Consider the following 16,881-nt stretch of genomic DNA (forward strand, 5'->3'; position numbering starts at 1 on the left):
AAGGAGGCGTCCGATCTCGGGCAGGCCGAGGCTGAAGGCGTCGCACCCCCCGTTCGGATCAGACCCACCAGGTCGGCGATGACGGTCTGCCAGTCGCCGACCCACGGCCAGCCAGCACCGCCATCCAGTTCACGGGTAAGCGTGGCCAGCGGAACGATCTCACCCGGCTTGCGCCCCTGGGTGAGGCACTCACGGATGCGGGCGCCGTCGGGCTGTCGTACCCGGGGATGGAGCAGCGACGCGGACGAGACGACGGCGGTGTTGATCTCCTGGGTACGTGGGGATAGTACGGCTCGTGCGCGAACAGCAGGTAGGTGTCGGTGGAACGGGCTGCGCCGTCATTCTTGCTCGGGGGCATGGGCGGCATTCCCTTCCATTCTGAGGTGCCGGGCGCGGAGGAAGGTGCTGGCCCGGTCGCTGGTTCGAAGCCGTGCGGGAGCGGCCGCCTGAAGCGAAGCTCCTGCGGGGCTGATCGGCCTCGCCGGTGGCCGAGTGGGTGCGGGTGCGCTCAAAGAGCGGGGCTACTTGGTCGGCGAGTTGGACCATCAGCCGTTCCCTGTCGATGAGGCGAGGCGGGGCCGTGCGGATGTCGTGGCTGTGGAGGAGGCCGGCGGCATCCCACAGCAGGTTGTGGCCGATCTCAGCCGAGCGGCGCACCTCGTAGCGGTTGCTGCCGGCGGCGGCCTGAAGGAGGCAGGTGTGCAGGGCGGCGAGTCGCTGCAGGTACTGGCAGGCGGCGTCTGCTTCGACGATGCGGACGTGTTCGCGGGCCCGGGCGGCGAACTGACCGGGCAAGTACTGCGTGAGCAGCGGGGCCAGCAGCGCCGCGGGCACCGTGACACTCAAGGGGACGCCGTGGCTGAGGGCGAACAGGCCGATCATGACGCTGATGAGGGCGATGGCGGCGGTCGACAGGCGCAGGGATCCGGGGACGGTGTCCGCGGCGAGGTGTCTGGCGGGGCGCCGGGTCAGCCAGCGCGCGGCCAGGCGCTGGGCGCGGGTCGCTCCCGGGGTGAGCACGCCGATCTGGTGGGGGATTTCGGGCTGGCTTCCGTCGGCGGGGACGGTCCAGGTGAGCCACCCCCATGAGGTGCGTTCGTGGATGAGGACGAGTTCGCAGGCGGCCGTACAGGTGTGGCCGCGGACGTGGCCGGTACGCAGGGCGCGGTTGCTTTTCCTTCTCCACCGGCCCGGGTCGTGGGTGAAGGGGCGTGGGTGGTGTGCGGCCGCGGCCGGCGGCGGTGTGCGGAGCGGTGTCACGGGATGCTTCCTTCCAGGTGGTCGATGAACGCGCAGGCGCACGTGGTGCAGCGGCCGTCGCCGTCGGGGCGGGCGCGGCGGGGAGTCGGACCCGGGCAGGTACGGCATGGCGGCCAGCCCAGGCAGGCCGGACACAGGTCCTCGCCAGGGGCGGTTCCGGGCACGCCGCAGCCGGCACATTCGGTAAGGGCCCGGTAGGCCAGGGCCTCGCTCACCGTGCGCGCGGCCGAGGAGGTGGTCGAGCGCGGTGGCGGGTCCTGCCACGCGGAACCTTCGTGGTGGCCGGCCACGGTGGCGGGCGGCGGGTAGGCCCGGGCGGCACGCAGCCGGGCGGCGATGATCGCGCCGACAGTGGTGCGGACCGGGCTCGGCAGAGGGCGGTCGCTGATGACGTGCTGAAGCTGCGCGCGTGTCCAGCCGGCGTCCAGCATCGCGGTGACGGTGCGCCCCTGCTCGGCGAGGACCTGTCCGGTCAGCAGCAACTCGGGGTGCTGTGCGCCGATCGCCAGCAGCAGGCGGACGCCTGCATCGAGGTCCGCGGGCGCGGCCGGTGCCGTCCGTGGTGCCGACGGCGCTTCGCCGCGCAGTCGCGCTGCGCGGGCGCGGGGAGGGAGGGCTCTGGTGTTCTGCTTGTTGGTCTTCTTAACGATGGTGTTCTTAGTGCCGAGGGCAGCCAACGTAGGGTCATCCACTGGTGGAAAACCCGACTCTGGTCGTGGCCTCCTGTTGTGCAGGGCGGGTAGGTCGGTGATGACGTACGCGGCCGCGCCCAGGGTTCCGTCCTCTCCGCGCTCGCGTCCCCGGACGAGGAAGCCGTGCTGCTCCAGCTCCTTCAGCCCGCTCTTGACGGCTGACTCACCCTCGCGGCCCCGGCGGGCGATGTCGGTGACGGTCATCCGCCAGCCCTCCACGTGGGTGGAGAGCAGCCCGAACAATCCCTTGGCCTTGAAGGACAACTCGGGGGCCCGGAACAGGCCGTTGGCGACCTGGGTGAACTGGTCGGCCGCCATCACACCCCGGCGGATCCCCGCCACCAACCCGTTGGCGTGCCCGGCCTGCGCAGGCGCGATCACCCGGTCGGCTTCGACCAGCGTCATGTCCCAGGTGTCCGGGCGGTCGGTGATGCCGTAGACGACCTCGCCGAGGGTCCCGTCCGGGCGGCGCAGACGCTCACGGATCAGATAGCCGTGCGCCTCCAGCTCCTTCAGCCCGGCACGGACCGCTTCCCGCCCGTCCGGACCCAGGCGGACAAGACCGTCGACCGTCACCTGCCAGCCGTCGGCGTGCGTAGAGACGTACCCGAAAATCCCCTTGGCCTTGAAGCTGAGACGGCTGTCCCGGAACAGCGCGTTCGCGACCTGGGTGAACTGGTCGGCCGCCATGACGCCCCGGCGGATCCTTACCCCGAAGCGGCTCACCGCCGTACCCCCGGCGCCGGCCCCGCACAGCGGCCACGGCAGCGCACCCGGCTCACCGCAGTGGGGCGGCCGGTGGTCCCGGGCGTTAAAGCGTGCAGGTGTTCCATGCCGTCAGCCCACCCGCCGACCCCGACCAGAGCGGCGACCACCAGCCCCGACCAACGGTCACGATCCGACAACACAGCCCATCAAACGGCCATGGTCGGGCTCATGGTCGGGCCGACCACAGCCTCCGGCCCCGCGCGCAATCGCATCGCCACCCCGATTGCGCAGCCCCCCGCGATGGTTGCGCAACCGGGCTGCGCAACCAGCCCGGGATCGTGCGCAATCGGGTGGTATTGAGCGGCTGCGCACTCCCCTCCTAGATCTCCGATCCGTCTGGTGCGCAGACCCGGGACGCTGCACTGCGCAGGCTCTGCTGCAGCCCCTGGCGGCGAGCGTCTGCGCACTGGTGTGGGGGCCGGTGGCCGTGCGGCAGGAAGGCCTCACCGCGCTCGCCGGCCGCGGGCCCCGTTGGGGGCCAGGATGCGCCGGTTCCCACTCGCGGCCGGCCCGTGGTCGGGCCCGTGGTCGGCCCGACCACGGGCCCGACCACGCACTTCGTGTCCCCATCGTCACCGTGACCCGGCCTGTGGTCGGCCCGACCACGCGCCCTCATCTGGACGCTGTGCGCGGTGCGCACCACCCGATTGCGCAGCGCCAGGCGGGCAGTTGCGCAACAAGGCTGCGCAACCCGCCGAGCAGCATGCGCAGTCAGGCGCCGTGCGGCTGCGCACTCCCCTCCTGAATCCTGGATCCCTCTGCCACACAGGTGCGCACGCCGCCCTGCGCAGGCGCCGATCGCGGCCCGGACCCGGCGGGACTGCGCACCGGCTCGGAGAGCCCAGAGACCACCCGGCCACCAGCCGCGCCACGGACTGCCCCGGCGGCCCGTCCCCGCACCGAATGCGCCGACCCCGGTAACCGTCCGGACCCTCACGGCGCACCCACAGTCCGGCCCGTGGTCGGCCCGACCACGACCCCGACCACGCACTCCATAACCCCAGGACCACGACCGGGCCTCCACGGTCAGTGGTCGGGGCGGGGCCCGCGGGTCTCCTCAAGGTCATCGACCATGCCCCCTGCCAAGCAGGCCCCGGAAGGCGAGACTGCTGCTCCGATGGCGGCAGGCGCCCGGCTGGAGGCGATGCGGCGCCGCGTGCGTCTGTCCCGCCTTGCCCTCTGGACCGTCATCGCGGCCGGCCCCGCCGCCCTCGCCGTCACCGTCGCGTTCACCCCGACCACGGTCGAGGCGGCCACCACGGCCACACCCACAGCGGTCGCCGCCGACGCGGCCGGCTATGCCCAGCTGTTCATCCACGCGTGGCTGCACAGCAGCGCGGACGACGCCTCGAGTGCCCGGGCCAGGCTTGCGCAGTCGATACGACTCAGCGACACCGTACTCTCGAATCATGAGCGCCAACTTCGGTGAACGGCTCCGCGAGATCCGCAAGCGTCGGGGCCTGAGCCAGCGTGAGTTGTCCCAGAACTCAGGCGTCTCCCTCTCTCTTATCCGCAAGTTGGAGCAGGGAGAGCGGGAAGACACACGCTTGGAAACAGCCCGGCAACTCGCCAGTGCCCTCAAGGTACCCACCACGCGGCTGGTCGCGGAGCACGCCGAGGAACCTGCCGACGCTGCCACTGTGGAACGTTGGGCACCCGTTCACGCGGTCCTCGCGGCACCCGCGCAGCGTGATGAGCTTGAGGAAGCACCCACCGTTACAGGAGTCCGAGACGCCCTTCAGGCGGCTGTTCCCCTCTTCGCGCACGACCGCTTCGTAGAACTCGGCACTGCCCTGCCGTCCCTCCTGCGTGACGCGGAGGCACTCACAGCAATCGATCCGCGCGGTCGACCGCTTCGCGCCAGACTTCTCGAACTCACCGGTTGGCTGATGACCCAGACTCGGCAGTTCGACGCCGCAGAAATGGCCCTTGCCCGGGCCCTGGACGACGCCACCGACCGCATTCAAGGGGCCTCTACCGTCAACACGCAGTGTTGGCTTCTCCTTCGCAGAGGGAAACTCGCCGACGCGCGCAAACTGGCCGCTCAGTGGGCCGATGACGTCGAACCGCGCATGTCCAGAGCCACGCCCGCCGAATTGAGCACCTGGGGTTGGCTATTGCTGCGCCTATCCGCAGCGGCCGTCCGTGACAACCGCTCCGGTGAAGCCGAGGATGCACTACGTCTCGCCCATTCGGCCGCCGTCGCGCTAGGACGCGAGTGCACACCCGAAGGCGACTTTCTCCGCACCTTTGGCCCCATCACGGTGGCCTTGAAGCGCACAGAGAATGCCATGGTGGCCGGACAGCCCGACAAGGTGCTCACACTTGCCTCGCACATCCCCGCGGACAGCCTCAAACCAAGCTCTAATAACCGAAATCGCCACCTGCTCGATGTGGCCAATGCTCACACGCAACAGCGGCAGTATGCGGAGGCCGTCGACATCTTCAACAAGATCCGCGCCGGTTCGCCTCAGTGGCTTCCGAACCAGCGGTACGCCCGCGACATCCTTGCCAACATCGTGGGAAAACGCCGGACCTTGACGCCCGATATGCGGGAACTGGCAGACCTGGTGGCTCTGCCCGTGTGACGCTCTGTGGCACTTCTCCTCACCTCTCCGTAAAAGTGCCATCGACGCAAAGTCACGGCAGCCCATAGCGTCGAGGCATGGCTCCCACGGAAAGAGATCAGACGGCCGTGCCGCCCAAGAGCCTCGTGGTCGGCTCGTTCGCGAAAGACCTCGAACGCAATAAGGACGGCCGAGTCATGGGCCACCTTGGGGCTGACCGCGTGCAACTCCGTCCGATAGGCGGAGGCACAGAGTGGGATGCCTTCAAGGTCAGGCCGCTGACGGAGAGCGAACAATCGCGCCTGCCGCTGAAGCCGAACGCCACGGCAGAAAAGGTCGTCCTGTGAACGGGCGCTACGCAGACCGCTCAAGGCCACGCCCTTGCGACCCACTCGGGTTCGCTCTCAACCTGCTCTGGGCCATCGGCACCGCTGCCGGTTTCCTCTGCCTCGGCATCCTCGGCAGTGATCACGTCGACGGACCGCTCGCCCACGGTCCGGCCTTGACCAACCCCGACGAAGCTCCCGCGTCATAAAGCTCCCCGCCCGTCCGGATGCTTGCTGCTCCCCCCGGGCGGGTGGGGGTTCCCACGGCCGAAATCGCCGACTTCAGCCGTCTCGGCATGCGCCACCCCGTACTACCCCCGAAAAGGAGATACGAGCGTGACCACAGCAGAGAAGCGCACCACAACCGATGCACGCACTCTCATCAGCACCGACATGCGCGAGATCCTGGTCGACAACATGCGCGCCAAGTTTCCTCAACTGACTGAGGAGAAGGCCGACCGTGGCGTCGGGCAGATGCTCGCCTTCCTCGCCGCGTGCGACTACGCCGACCGACCTCTCAGCCCCTCGCCGCTCGTAGACGACTTCTGGCACGCCTTCCTGCTCCACACCAAGGCGTACGCCGAGTTCTGCGAGCGGCGGTTCGGCCGCTTCCTGCACCATCAGCCCGGATTCCTCGACAAGGAGGAGCACGGCGGCGGCAAGGCGCTGCGTGCGCTGACGGTCGACTCGATCACCCTCGCCGGGTACGAGCTCGACATGGAGTTCTGGCCCGAGCTGGACCTCGCCGACTGCTCGCAGTGTCACGCGAACTGCTCGGACAGCCCGAACCACCCGAAGTAGTTCCCCCTGTCGGCCCTCGGCCTGTGCCACGCTGTGGCCAGGCTGGGGGGCCGACCCTGTTCGCTCGACCCACGCAGGAGACAGCAGGTGGACCGCATCGAATGGCACGACCTACCGGCAGAGGCCCGAGCCGCCGTCGAGCGGCACACAGGCCCGGTCAAGACGGCCGGGACCGCGCCGCACGGCGTCATGTCTCGGCTCGCCTGCACCATCCAGACACCAGCGGGGCGGGCCTTCGTCAAGGGCACTGGGCACGATGACCCACAAGCGTGGGTCTATCGCCACGAGGCGCGGGTCACCCGATGCGCACCCCTCGCGGCCGGCGTGCTGTGGGAGGTTGACGCCGGCGGGTGGATGCTCTACGGATACGAGTACATCGACGGCCGGCACCCAGACCTGGCCCCGGGGTCCGGCGATCTCGCCCCTCTCCTACACACGCTTACCGTTACGTCCGAGACGCCATGGCCCGAGGCACTTCACAAGAAGCCGCTGCACACACGGTGGACCGGGTTCCTGCCCCCGGACGTACCGCCCGGACTCCAAGGCCGAGCGCTCTCCCACACGGACATGTCCCCGCACAACATGCTGGTGACGCAAAGCAGCGAGCTGCTGCTCCTGGATTGGGCCCTTTCCTGCCCCGCCCCCACATGGGCCGACACGGCGCTCACGGTGCCCCGTCTGATCTCCGCCGGCCACACGCCGGAACAGGCCGAGACGATCGCACGCACGGTGCCCGCATACCGTGCGGCCGACCCTGCCACCGTCACAACGTTCGCGCGCACCGTCCACGCCGCATGGCAGGACTGGGAACGAACGCGCCCCATGCCTCATCGGGCTGCTCTCACCGCCGCCGCCCAGGCATGGGCCACATACCGCGAGAAAGGCCAGCAGACGCACCCTCACACCCTTTCTCCCTGATCGGCCGCACCGCCCCGGCCCCCCGCGAGATCGACGCGGTCCTCTGAGTACACGACGGCCCTGGTTCCTTCGACAGAAGAGTTCAGCCTGACAACCCCAAGGGTGGCTGCCCGCCCAAGCACGGCGGCGAGTTCGTCTGCGGCGGTCCATGTACAGGTCGCTGTCGCTGTCGCGGCCCTCGCCGGTGTGGATGCGGACCGTGGCGCGGCCCTCCAGGCGGAAGCCGTCGAAGGTGTAGGTGTGGCCGTCCTCATCCTGCAGGGTCCAGCCGTCGAGGTTGACCGTACGGCGCGTGGTGTTGGTGAGCTCCACCCACTCCTTGTTCAGCGAACGCCGCGAGTGGTCGTCCCGGCCGGGCGAGTCGTACTGCACCGCGGTGATCTCCACCCTCGCCCGCTCAGGCCGGGCGTGATCGGCCGCCGACGCCGGCAGCGCCACCGCCCCCGCGATCGCAGCGGCCGCGAGCACGGCAGCGGACAGACGGCGAACAGTCACCGTGGAAGAAGACACAAAGCCCCCAGGCTGTACGGGCACCCGCCCGTCCCCGGCCGTGACAGTCGGCGAGATGGGGCGGGCGCGGTGTGCGGGTGGCGGAGTCGGCCGCACACTCACACCATGACCCTTGTGTGCAGGCCGTGAACGACATATGTGCACTCCATTACGTTTCGCCCATATTGCTGTGACTATTGGACGCTTCGTCCATCTATGCGGCGAACGCAGCAAGTTGACGCCCCACCAGACCCGCGACCGGTGCGCGCCTTGGCCAGCCACCTCCCACCGCCACAGCACACCACCCCACCCCGCGCCGGACCGTCACCCGAAAGTGCGTAACAGGCGCCGGTACCGGTAGGCAGTTGGTTCACGCCCGCCCCGCATGTGCTGGTCGGAGAAGACGATGAACCGCCGATGACGCCGTCGGCGTGACATCCCGCCACAGCCGCAACCACACCCGGCCGTCCGGGGCTCTCCCCCTGCACATCCACCCGCAGCTGGAGGAGACCGACATGACCATCGCTCTGGATCACCACACGCCGCAGACCTTCGTCGACCCCTACGCCGCCGACCCCGCGGAAAGCGCCTGGCCCCCGGCCGCCGGCCAGGACACGGACTACCTGCTGCCGCCACCCAACCCCGCCGAACGCCTCAACAACATGCCCATCACCCCCCGCGACCAGCGCCGCCTGGCCCTGCACGCCGCACTGACCGCCGCCGGCATCCCGCCCCGGCCCGAAGACCGCGACGCCATCGACCAGCTCAGCACCCTTCCCCCCAGCACCCACACCGCCCTGCAGCGCTGGCTGCTCCACGCCACCTGAAGCCGGCAGATCCCCCCTGGCGTCTGTGAACACCACGTTTGCAGGTTCGTGGTCCTTGTCGTGCAGATCCGCATGGGCGGGCGCACGCTGAAGTCATGAACGACAACGACGCCTCAGGCAGACCATGGGGTCCGTCGCAGCAGCCTCCTCAGTGGGGGCCAGCTCAGCCGCCGCCCGCCCCGCGCAGGTCAAGGTCGGTGAAGAGCATCCTCACCCACACGGCAGCAGTCGCCCTAGGCCTCATCATCGGGGCCGTAATCGGCTCGAGCAGCGCGAACGACTCCGACAGCAGCACCACGCCCCCCGCGACGGTCACGGCCACGACAACGGCAACAGAGACGGCAACGGAGACCGAATCAGCTCCGCCCACGAAGGAGGCACCCGCCGCCACCCCGAGCGCCGCCAAGAAGGCCCTGGCCGGTGAGATCCCCGGTGACGGGACGTACATCGTCGGCGAGGAGGTCCGGTCCGGCACCTACCGAACCGACGGCCCCGAAGACGCGGCCCTCCCGAACTGCTACTGGGCACGGCTGAGCGGAACATCCGGCGAGCTCAACGAGATCATCGCCAACGCGAACACCACCGGCCCCACAACCGTGACGATCTCCGCCAGCGACAAGGCATTCCAGACCACCGGATGCATGACCTGGAAGAGGACCGGCTGACGGCACATCCGCACCGCATCCGTTCGACGAGTTCGGGCCACTCGGCTTCCGGCCCACTGCCGGGTCGAGCTGGGCCGTGCAAGGCCGGCCCGAGTGGCATCCCGCGATATACCACCGCGCCCACGGCGTGCGCTACTTCCACGGCTGCTACGCGATCGGCGACGACATCTTGTGGGCGTCAACCGCCGCAAGAAGGGTGCCGCGAACACGCTGGCCGCGCTGAAGTCGATCCGGGCTGCCCGACCTGACGGCGCTCCGATCTACGTCGTCCTGGACAACCTGTCCGCCCACAAAGGCGCCGACATCCGTCGCTCCAGCTGGAACCGGACCGGTGCCCACCTCGATGCCGCCCGAGTCCACCTGCCCGGCCAGCCGAACGTTGACCTCTCGGCGACGCTTGAGTTCCTGGAGCGCAACGAGTTGGGACTCGCTTTCGACCTCTCGTCGATATCTCGACCTGCCGCTCGCCTTCTGGCAGCACCTCGATCGAGCAGCCAGTGAGATGCGGCTCTACAGCGATGCGCTGCACACATAGTGCGTGGGCGACCAGGCCCTCCAGGACGATGCTCGCGCCGACCCGTCAACCCGGCCAACCCGCCCGGTCAGAGCACTAGACAATCAGGCGGCGGGCCGGCGCACTCGAGTCCTGCGTAGCGAAGGGTGTGCTGCCGGTTGGGAGTGATGGAGTTGATCGGCGTGAGGTTCTCGTAACCCCAATCGTTCTCGAAGAGGATCCCCACGCAGTTGGTGCCGCCGTGCCCGGCTGCTGATGCCGCTTGCAGCCGACCTGCTCGCCGGCACCGACCGTCGCATCGGCTCCGTCACCGCCGCTGTCGGATACAGCTCGGAGTCGGCCTTCGGCTGCAGCTTCCGGCTGGCCACCGGAAGCACCCTGCCCGGCTGCGCCGCGCTCCGGTGGCTACCGCGGGCGGATCGGCCTCCGGGCGGGTAAGTCCGTGACATCGCCCTTTCCTGGGCAGGTGCCACCGGCCTCTCGGACGACTCGGGCTCCTCGAACCCGTCCGCCCTGCCGTCGAGCAGGGCACCGGGAACGGCGCAGGGCAGGTTGCGGTCAGGTGCTGCTTTCCCTAGCATTAATAGTCACGAATCTTGATAGTCAGTAATACTTTCTATATAGCCCTGGGTCCGCCTACACGTCCAGTCAGGAGCACTCCGTGTCCGTGATCGAGTTGACCACGTTTGTTGTCGCACCGGACAAAACGTCTGCGATGCTCGACGCGCGTCAAGGCATGCTCGCCGCCTTCCGCAAGGACCGGCGGGGGTTCCTCCGCGCCCAGCTCGTACGTGTCGCCGACGACACCTGGCTGGACATCGTCGAGTGGTCGGACGCGCAGGCGTACGACGAATCCAGCGCCAAGGGCGGCAACCTGCCGGAGATCGCCGCCTTCTTCGCCACCATCGACAAGCTGGAGAGCGCCAGGAGCGGTGTGCGCTACGACGACGCGGAGGACGGCCGGCGCACGGTGCGGACCATCGCGTACGGCACCGAACCGTCGCAGGTCGGAGAGCTCTACCTGCCCGAGGGGGACGGGCCGTTCGCCACGGTCGTCCTGGTTCACGGCGGCTGGTGGACCGCCATGTGGGACCGCAGGCAGATGACCGCGAACGTGGATGACCTGGTGTCCCGGGGATTCGCGGTGTGGAACGTCGACTACCGGCGTATCGGCGAACCCGGCGGCGGGTGGCCCGGTACCTTTGAGGACGTGGCCGCCGCCGTCGACGCGGTGGCCGGTCTGGACCCGGCCGTGGACGCCGGCCGGGTGCTGGTCGTCGGACACTCGGCCGGAGGACACCTGGCCACCTGGACCGCGCACCGGCCGGCCCTGCCCGACGGTGCTCCCGGCGCACACCCGCGGGTCAGGCCGCTGGGCGTCGTTACTCTCGCAGGCGTCCTCGACCTGGTGGCGGCCGACGAGGCCCGGCTCGGTACGGTTCTCGCGGATCCGGACGCAGAGCCACCGGCGGGCGCTCCCGCACCGTCCCGCCCGGACCTGTGGCCCGGCGTCGCGGCGAAGGCAGGCGAGGGAATCACCCCCCTCCTGCTCGGCGGAAGCTTCGCGGAGTACGCCGACCGGTACGCGGCGGCCTCACCGGTGCTGCTGGACGACGGGGGGACACCCGTCCTCGTCATTCACGGCACCGCCGACGACGTCATCCCCGCCGCACACGGCCGAACCTACGCGCAGGCCGCGGCCTCCAAGGGCGCGGACGTCACTTTCGTCCCGTCGCCGGGCGCCGGACACTTCGACGTGTTGGACGTCGCCGGACACGCCTGGGGGATCGCTCGCCAGTGGCTGGAGCAAAGGCTGGCGTCGACGGGGCCGGGCAGCGAGGCAGGTCTCGCGGGTTGAGGCGGCACCGGCGCACCGCTGGAGGGCCCGCTGAGCACGCCCTGACGGGACGGCGTACGGTCCCGCGCGTGGCCACCGAGGGCGGATCGACCAGTGGGCGTGGGGACGGGCGCCGGCGGAACGGCGTCCGGCAAGACGTGTGTCACCTCACGGCCGGAGCATGACGCCCCATTCAAAAACGCACGGATGCGGACCGGTCGACGCCCGGGCCTTAACTGCCGTGTCGCTGGTGCTCCACCACGTCCGCGAAGACTCGCTTGAACTCGTCGTAGACCTCCGCGCCGAGCCGCTGGGCGTGCCGTGCCTGCATGTCCGCCATAATCTGGTCCGCTGCGGCCATCTGGGTGCGTCCTTTGTCCGTCGGACAGACCAGCTTGGCCCGCCGGTCGGCAGGATCGCTCCGCCGCTCCACATAGCCCAGCGCCGTGAGCTCGTCGACGAGGGTGCCGACCACCTGCTTGTGCTGCCCGGACATCCGGGCCAGCTCGGTCGCCCGGATGCCCTCGGGCTGCAGATACGCAAGGACCGCACCGTGGCGGGGCTTGATGTCGTCGAAACCAAGGTGGTGAAGACGTGAGAAGAGCTCGCTCTGAATCGCGAACAAGAGCCTTCCGGCCAGCACGCCCAGGTCAGGATCGGCTGCATTGCGCACTGCTCGGCTCACCAACCTTCTGCCTCGACCATGGAGGGCGTGTCCCGACCGGCCGATTCTAACCACCGCGTAACCCGCCGACCGGATTGCCGTTGGCCCTGCCGGCGGGACCGGCTTGACCGAAGCACGCCTTCCGGCGCAGTGCACCGAAGCACGCCTTCCGGCGCAGTGCCATGGGGTGGAGGTGTCGCAGTGGTTGTCCCACGCGTAGGGGCGGCGGGCGGCGGGCGGCGTAGCGAGTATCAGGCAACGGCCGGGCGCTGGGCGGCGAGCCGGGCGAGGCGCAGTTCCTCCCACGGCGTGCAGTCTTCTACCGACGGCAGGCCGCGGAAAGGAATGTCCTTCAGGACGGCAACGAGCTGGTCGCCGCTCTCGCGGGTCTTGGCCGGGTACGCGCGCAACCCGTCAGTGGTCGCGGGCCCCAACCGCTGCCGGGCGGGTTCGACAGGGGTCGGTGGTTCGTTCGTCGAGGACTCCTGGGCGTCATCTGGCGTGTGTTCTCACGGTATCGCCGGGGCGCTGCACCGGTCTGCGGTACGAACGATTTCGACGTCATGCCCAGGCCCCAGGCTGGTACGCGGCGTGAGTCCGTCTGGAAAAACGCCGGGCTCAGGACCTTGGCCAGAGTCGCGAACTGGATCTCAGGGCGGCGGGTAGCCCGTGCCACTTACGGGGGGAGACAAGTTGTCGACCGCACACGGCGGCCGATGAAGGGGACCGGCACGGAGCAGTCGTTCGTGCCGACCGAGATGCCGCGGTTGCCGCGGGTGACCTCGGCCAGCAGTGACGGCGCCCCGGCTCAGGGGGCAGTCTGCGACACGGCCGCCTGAACTGGCGGTGCGGCGGGCAGGAGCTGACGCCGGACAGCAGCCATGACGGTGCGTACGGCGATACCAGCCACAAATACCGTGATCAGGCCCAGCAGCACATAGGTGTACGCGCCCGCTCCAGGCGGCCGCAGCCGCTCGACCCAGTGGATGCCAACGGTCACCGCCGCAGCCCAACTGAAGGTGAAAGCCCAAGTACTCGGCATGAACTTCAGCTTCAGGAAGGCGGGCAGCAGCCTGAGTTGGGCCAGGACCATCAGCACGCCGTAGCCACCGAGAAACGCCGCAACCGTGTCGATGGAGTCACCGAACAGCGCGAAGTAGGCCAAGCTGGCGACGGCCGCAGGGGCGACCTCGATCGCCAGGGTCGGCTGGAGCGGCGGCGGCAGCATCGGGCGCAGCAGCAGCCTGGCCATGATCACAGACCCGAGGATGAGCCAACAGATCGCCCCGAGGCCCAACATGGCCACACCGAGGCGGTGTTGCCCGACGGTGGCGGCCGAGACGGAGGCCAACAGGCCCCCCGCGACCGTGGGCAGAAAGAAGCCCGGGTGGAACCGGTCGAGGTCGAGCCCGCCGTAGATCCACTGTCCGGTGAACCAGCCACCGAGCAGGACGACAAGGACGAGGAAGATGTCGACGACGACCTGCCCGGCCAACCGAGCATGCGGATTCAGCCCGTAGGCAGCGATCACCATGGGCGTGATCAGGCACAAGGAGGCGAAGGGCCCGGCCACCGGATCGGTGAGATCCTTCACCAAAGATCGCAGCCGTACTGCGCGCGCGAAGTAGGCGATGGTGATCAGCAGCCACACCGCGGCCGCCAGGAGCAGCAGCGCCTCGCCCACGGCCCGTGGGGCGCGCTGGTAGTTGGCGGCGGTCAGCCAGGTGCTTGCCACGCCCAACAGGCCGAACGGCATCCCGAAGAAGTTGAGCGGGATCGGCCTGGGCGGACTGCCCGCCGACTGCTCGGTCGCGGACCGGGAGTCCCGGAAGTCTTCCGTGACGTTCTTCATACTGACTCTTCCTGGCGTTCGGAGTGATGATGGCCGCTGAGCTTGCGGCTGAGGCTGGTAGATGACGCAGATACGGGCCGGCTGGTGCAGCCGGAACAAGGCTGGCCGAACTGGCAGCGCAAGACCTCAAGCGGCGACTAGATCACCGGCCCGCTCTCGCCCGTGACCCCCGCCGAAGTGCGCACCACCCTGCTGGTACTCACGACGTATTATCCGCCTCGGCCGGCGCGGTGTGATCACGACGTCAGAGTCCTCGTGGACAGCCCCGTCCACCGGGTGATCCCACCCCTGGGGTTCCACGGCGGCGGGGCCCGGCCGCCGGCTGACACCCGTCAGGGAATTCTGACTGTCACGGACTTGCCGGGCTTGAGGCTGATCTGCCTGCGGAACGTGCCGGCCCGCAGTTCCGTCGCCGTCCCCCCGACGCTGCGGACGGTGGCCGAGGTCGCCTTGCCGTCGCGCCAGGAGAAGTCGACGGAGAAGCCGCCGCGGGCGCCCACTCCGGTCAGGGAGCCCTTCTCCGCCCAGGCGTCGGGGAGCGCCGGCAGCAGTTCGATCACCCCGGGGCGGGAGTACAGGAGCATCTCCAGCGCGGCGGCGGCTCCGCCGAGGTTGGCGTCGATCTGGAAGATCGTGTAGCTGCCCTGGCTGTACATGTCGAACCAGTTGGCCGAGGTGCCGTTGCTGTTGGCGACGGAGGGCCGCAGCACGTTGAGGTAGAGCTGGTAGGCCTTGTCGGCGTCCTTCAGGCGCGACCAGCACAGCGACCGCCAGGCGCACCCCCAGCCGAAGGTGTCCGTGCCGCGTGCCGTCAGCAGGGCGCGTACTCCGTCGATCAGTTCCGCCGGGCTGCGGTCGGCGGTGATCCGGTCACCAGGGTAGAACCCGATCAGCGGGGACAGGTGCCGGTGGGTCGTCTCGCCGAGGTTCTCCGGTGACATCCACTCCTCCAGCCAGCCTGTCTTGGGGCTGACCTTCGGGAGATAGAGCCTCTTTTGCATGTCCGCGAGGCCGGCGGCCAGCTCAGGGTCCCGGTCCAGCACGCGGGCGGCGGTGGTGAACTCCTCGAACAGCTCCCAGGCGAGTTCCTGAGCGTATGTGATGCCCTTGCTGTCCGGTCCGTGTTCGGGCGACCAGGCGGTGTCGTCGATCAGCACCTCGCGGGAGGTGCCGTCCGTGTCGGTGACCTTGGTGGTGATCAGGCGGGCCTGCCAGAATTCGGCCGCGCCCTTGAGTACGGGGTAGATCAGTTCGAGGTAGGCGCGGTCCTGGCTGTACTCGTAGTGCCGCCACAGGGAGTTGCACAGCCACGCGTTGCCGGAGGGATGCCAGGCCCATCCGCTGCCTCCGTGGATGTTGGTGGAGAAGGCCACCGCCCAGCCGGCAACCTTGCCGCTGGTGTTGCGGAACCGGTTGCGTTCGTTGTTGAACAGGCGCTTGGTGACATCCGTCCACACCGGCAGCTGCGAGACGCAGTAGCGGGCGAGGGCGAGGGAGTTCTCGCCCAGGCCGGCCGGGTCGGCGAGCCAGTAGTTCATCTGGATGTTGATGTCGGTGTGGTAATCCGCGTACCAGTCCGGGGTGTTGTTGTGCACCCAGATGCCCTGGAGGTTCATCGGGAGCCAGTCGCGGGACCCGGTGATGGTCAGGTAGCGGCCGTACTGGACGTACGCCGCCTCCAGCTCGGGGTCGGGAGTGGTGCGGTCGGTGTACCGGACGGCGATGCGCGACCACGAGTCGAGCGAGCGCTGCAGCGGCGTGGAGCGGCCGAGATCGATGGAGAAGCGGTTGTAGAGCTTCTGGTAGTCGGCGACGTGGGTGTCGAGCAGTCGGCGGCCAGGGACGCGGGCGGCAGCATCCACCTTGTGCCGGGCGAGGGCGAGCGGGTCGCTCTTCGGGTCGCGGAAGTCCTGCTCGGCGTCGGGTGCGTAATCGGTGCCCGCGCATACGACAATCAGCAGTTCCCGGCAGTCGCTGAAGGACAGGGTGTCGTCGTCCACCGTGATCCGGCCGGTGGATGCGGTCGCGGTCACCGCCGCGGCGTAGCGCAGGCCATTGGCGAGCTTTCCCGTGAAGGAGAGGCGGCCGTTGCCGCCGGACGTGGTCTCGTCGTGGGTGCCGGCCAGGGACACCATTCCGGTGTGCGGGCCGCCAGTGAGGCGGATGACGACCACGTCGTCCGGGTGACTCGCGTACACCTCGCGGCGGTGGCGGACTCCTCGCAGGGTGTAGGTCGCGGACACCACGCCGTTGCTCAGGTCGAGTTGGCGGCGGTAGTCCCGCAACTCCGGTCCCGAATGGCCCGGCAGCGTGATGCGCAGCTTGGCCAGCAGTCCGAAACTACCGAAGTCGTCCCGCCCATAGGGGAGTTGGCCGTCGTCGGTGGAGGTGTCGTTGCGGCCGCCGCTCCAGAATGCGCCGTCGGTGAGGTACACGAAGTCGTCGGCGGGATCACATCCGACCAGGGCGCCGAGCCGGCCGTTGCCGACCGGGAGGGCCTCCTGGATGATGCGCGCCTCGTCGGCAGGTGTCCGGTACCAGAGCGTGGTGGCTCTGTCCTCCGGGACCAGGTCCACGTCGGTCGGTCTGTTGGGGGCGGCGTGAGCCGCGAAGGCGGGCAGTCCGCCGGCCAGGGCGAGGCCGCCACCGGCGGCACCGCTGATGCGGAGGAAGTCGCGACGAGAGGAAGCGGGCACGGGAG

Annotated in this window: 14 protein-coding genes and 2 pseudogenes; 9 read left to right on the forward strand and 7 right to left on the reverse strand. The window is 69.2% G+C overall.

Going from position 1 to position 16,881, the window contains the following annotated elements; translation table 11 throughout:
• Positions 1-189 precede the first annotated feature (189 nt).
• Positions 190-1,260 (reverse strand): hypothetical protein, encoded by a 1,071-nt coding sequence (locus M2163_RS05750; RefSeq protein ID WP_280893307.1) that lies wholly within the window; start codon positions 1,258-1,260, stop codon positions 190-192.
• Positions 1,257-2,642, reverse strand: coding sequence for a hypothetical protein (locus M2163_RS05755; protein WP_280853956.1), 1,386 nt, complete (start codon positions 2,640-2,642; stop codon positions 1,257-1,259). Before M2163_RS05755 ends, M2163_RS05750 begins: the two co-directional genes overlap by 4 nt.
• Before the next feature lie 1,150 nt (positions 2,643-3,792).
• On the opposite strand from M2163_RS05755, the gene M2163_RS05760 reads away from it, so the two are divergent.
• From M2163_RS05760 to M2163_RS05780, 5 genes are all read left to right on the forward strand, one after another.
• Entirely contained in the window at positions 3,793-4,149 is a 357-nt protein-coding gene (locus M2163_RS05760; protein ID WP_348540970.1) for a hypothetical protein, read from the forward strand.
• Positions 4,130-5,308 carry a helix-turn-helix transcriptional regulator gene (locus M2163_RS05765; RefSeq protein ID WP_280853955.1) on the forward strand — a complete coding sequence of 393 codons (1,179 nt, stop codon included), beginning with the start codon at positions 4,130-4,132 and terminating at the stop codon, positions 5,306-5,308. The genes M2163_RS05760 and M2163_RS05765 overlap by 20 nt, the downstream gene beginning before the upstream one ends.
• A 77-nt stretch (positions 5,309-5,385) precedes the next feature.
• Entirely contained in the window at positions 5,386-5,634 is a 249-nt protein-coding gene (locus tag M2163_RS05770) for a hypothetical protein (protein ID WP_280853954.1), read from the forward strand.
• Between the two features lie 315 nt (positions 5,635-5,949).
• A complete protein-coding gene (locus M2163_RS05775; RefSeq protein ID WP_280853953.1) occupies positions 5,950-6,414 on the forward strand; it encodes a hypothetical protein in 465 nt (154 codons plus the stop codon).
• An 87-nt stretch (positions 6,415-6,501) separates the two neighbouring features.
• On the forward strand, positions 6,502-7,332 hold the full coding sequence (locus M2163_RS05780; RefSeq protein WP_280853952.1) for a phosphotransferase: 831 nt from the start codon (positions 6,502-6,504) through the stop codon (positions 7,330-7,332).
• A gap of 138 nt (positions 7,333-7,470) precedes the next feature.
• Here M2163_RS05780 and M2163_RS05785 read toward each other — a convergent pair.
• Positions 7,471-7,827, reverse strand: a pseudogene (locus M2163_RS05785) (lamin tail domain-containing protein); the annotation flags it as partial.
• Between the two features lie 509 nt (positions 7,828-8,336).
• Between M2163_RS05785 and M2163_RS05790 the strand changes: the two are divergent.
• The 4 genes and pseudogenes from M2163_RS05790 to M2163_RS05805 all read left to right on the forward strand — a co-directional run bounded on the left by M2163_RS05790 (position 8,337) and on the right by M2163_RS05805 (position 11,685).
• Positions 8,337-8,648 carry a hypothetical protein gene (locus M2163_RS05790; protein ID WP_280853951.1) on the forward strand — a complete coding sequence of 104 codons (312 nt, stop codon included), beginning with the start codon at positions 8,337-8,339 and terminating at the stop codon, positions 8,646-8,648.
• 197 nt (positions 8,649-8,845) lie between these two features.
• On the forward strand, positions 8,846-9,313 hold the full coding sequence (locus tag M2163_RS05795; protein ID WP_280853950.1) for a hypothetical protein: 468 nt from the start codon (positions 8,846-8,848) through the stop codon (positions 9,311-9,313).
• Between the two features lie 22 nt (positions 9,314-9,335).
• A pseudogene (locus M2163_RS46585) lies at positions 9,336-9,625 on the forward strand (IS630 family transposase); the annotation flags it as partial.
• Positions 9,626-10,494: 869 nt separating this feature from the next.
• Positions 10,495-11,685, forward strand: a complete 1,191-nt coding sequence (locus tag M2163_RS05805) for an alpha/beta hydrolase (RefSeq protein ID WP_280854317.1) — start codon at positions 10,495-10,497, stop codon at positions 11,683-11,685.
• A gap of 211 nt (positions 11,686-11,896) precedes the next feature.
• Here M2163_RS05805 and M2163_RS05810 read toward each other — a convergent pair whose 3' ends face one another.
• The 4 genes from M2163_RS05810 to M2163_RS05825 all read right to left on the reverse strand — a co-directional run bounded on the left by M2163_RS05810 (position 11,897) and on the right by M2163_RS05825 (position 16,876).
• The gene (locus M2163_RS05810; RefSeq protein WP_280853949.1) at positions 11,897-12,337 is read right to left on the reverse strand and encodes a MarR family winged helix-turn-helix transcriptional regulator; all 441 of its coding nucleotides are present in this window, start codon (positions 12,335-12,337) and stop codon (positions 11,897-11,899) included.
• Positions 12,338-12,579: 242 nt separating this feature from the next.
• Positions 12,580-12,762: a hypothetical protein gene (locus tag M2163_RS05815; protein WP_280853948.1), complete on the reverse strand. Its 183-nt coding sequence runs from the start codon at positions 12,760-12,762 to the stop codon at positions 12,580-12,582.
• Between the two features lie 374 nt (positions 12,763-13,136).
• Positions 13,137-14,180 carry a TDT family transporter gene (locus M2163_RS05820; protein ID WP_280853947.1) on the reverse strand — a complete coding sequence of 348 codons (1,044 nt, stop codon included), beginning with the start codon at positions 14,178-14,180 and terminating at the stop codon, positions 13,137-13,139.
• A 332-nt stretch (positions 14,181-14,512) separates the two neighbouring features.
• On the reverse strand, positions 14,513-16,876 hold the full coding sequence (locus M2163_RS05825) for a glycoside hydrolase N-terminal domain-containing protein (protein ID WP_280893308.1): 2,364 nt from the start codon (positions 16,874-16,876) through the stop codon (positions 14,513-14,515).
• Positions 16,877-16,881 lie beyond the last annotated feature (5 nt).

Source organism: Streptomyces sp. SAI-135, from assembly GCF_029893805.1.
Taxonomy (GTDB): Bacteria; Actinomycetota; Actinomycetes; order Streptomycetales; family Streptomycetaceae; genus Streptomyces.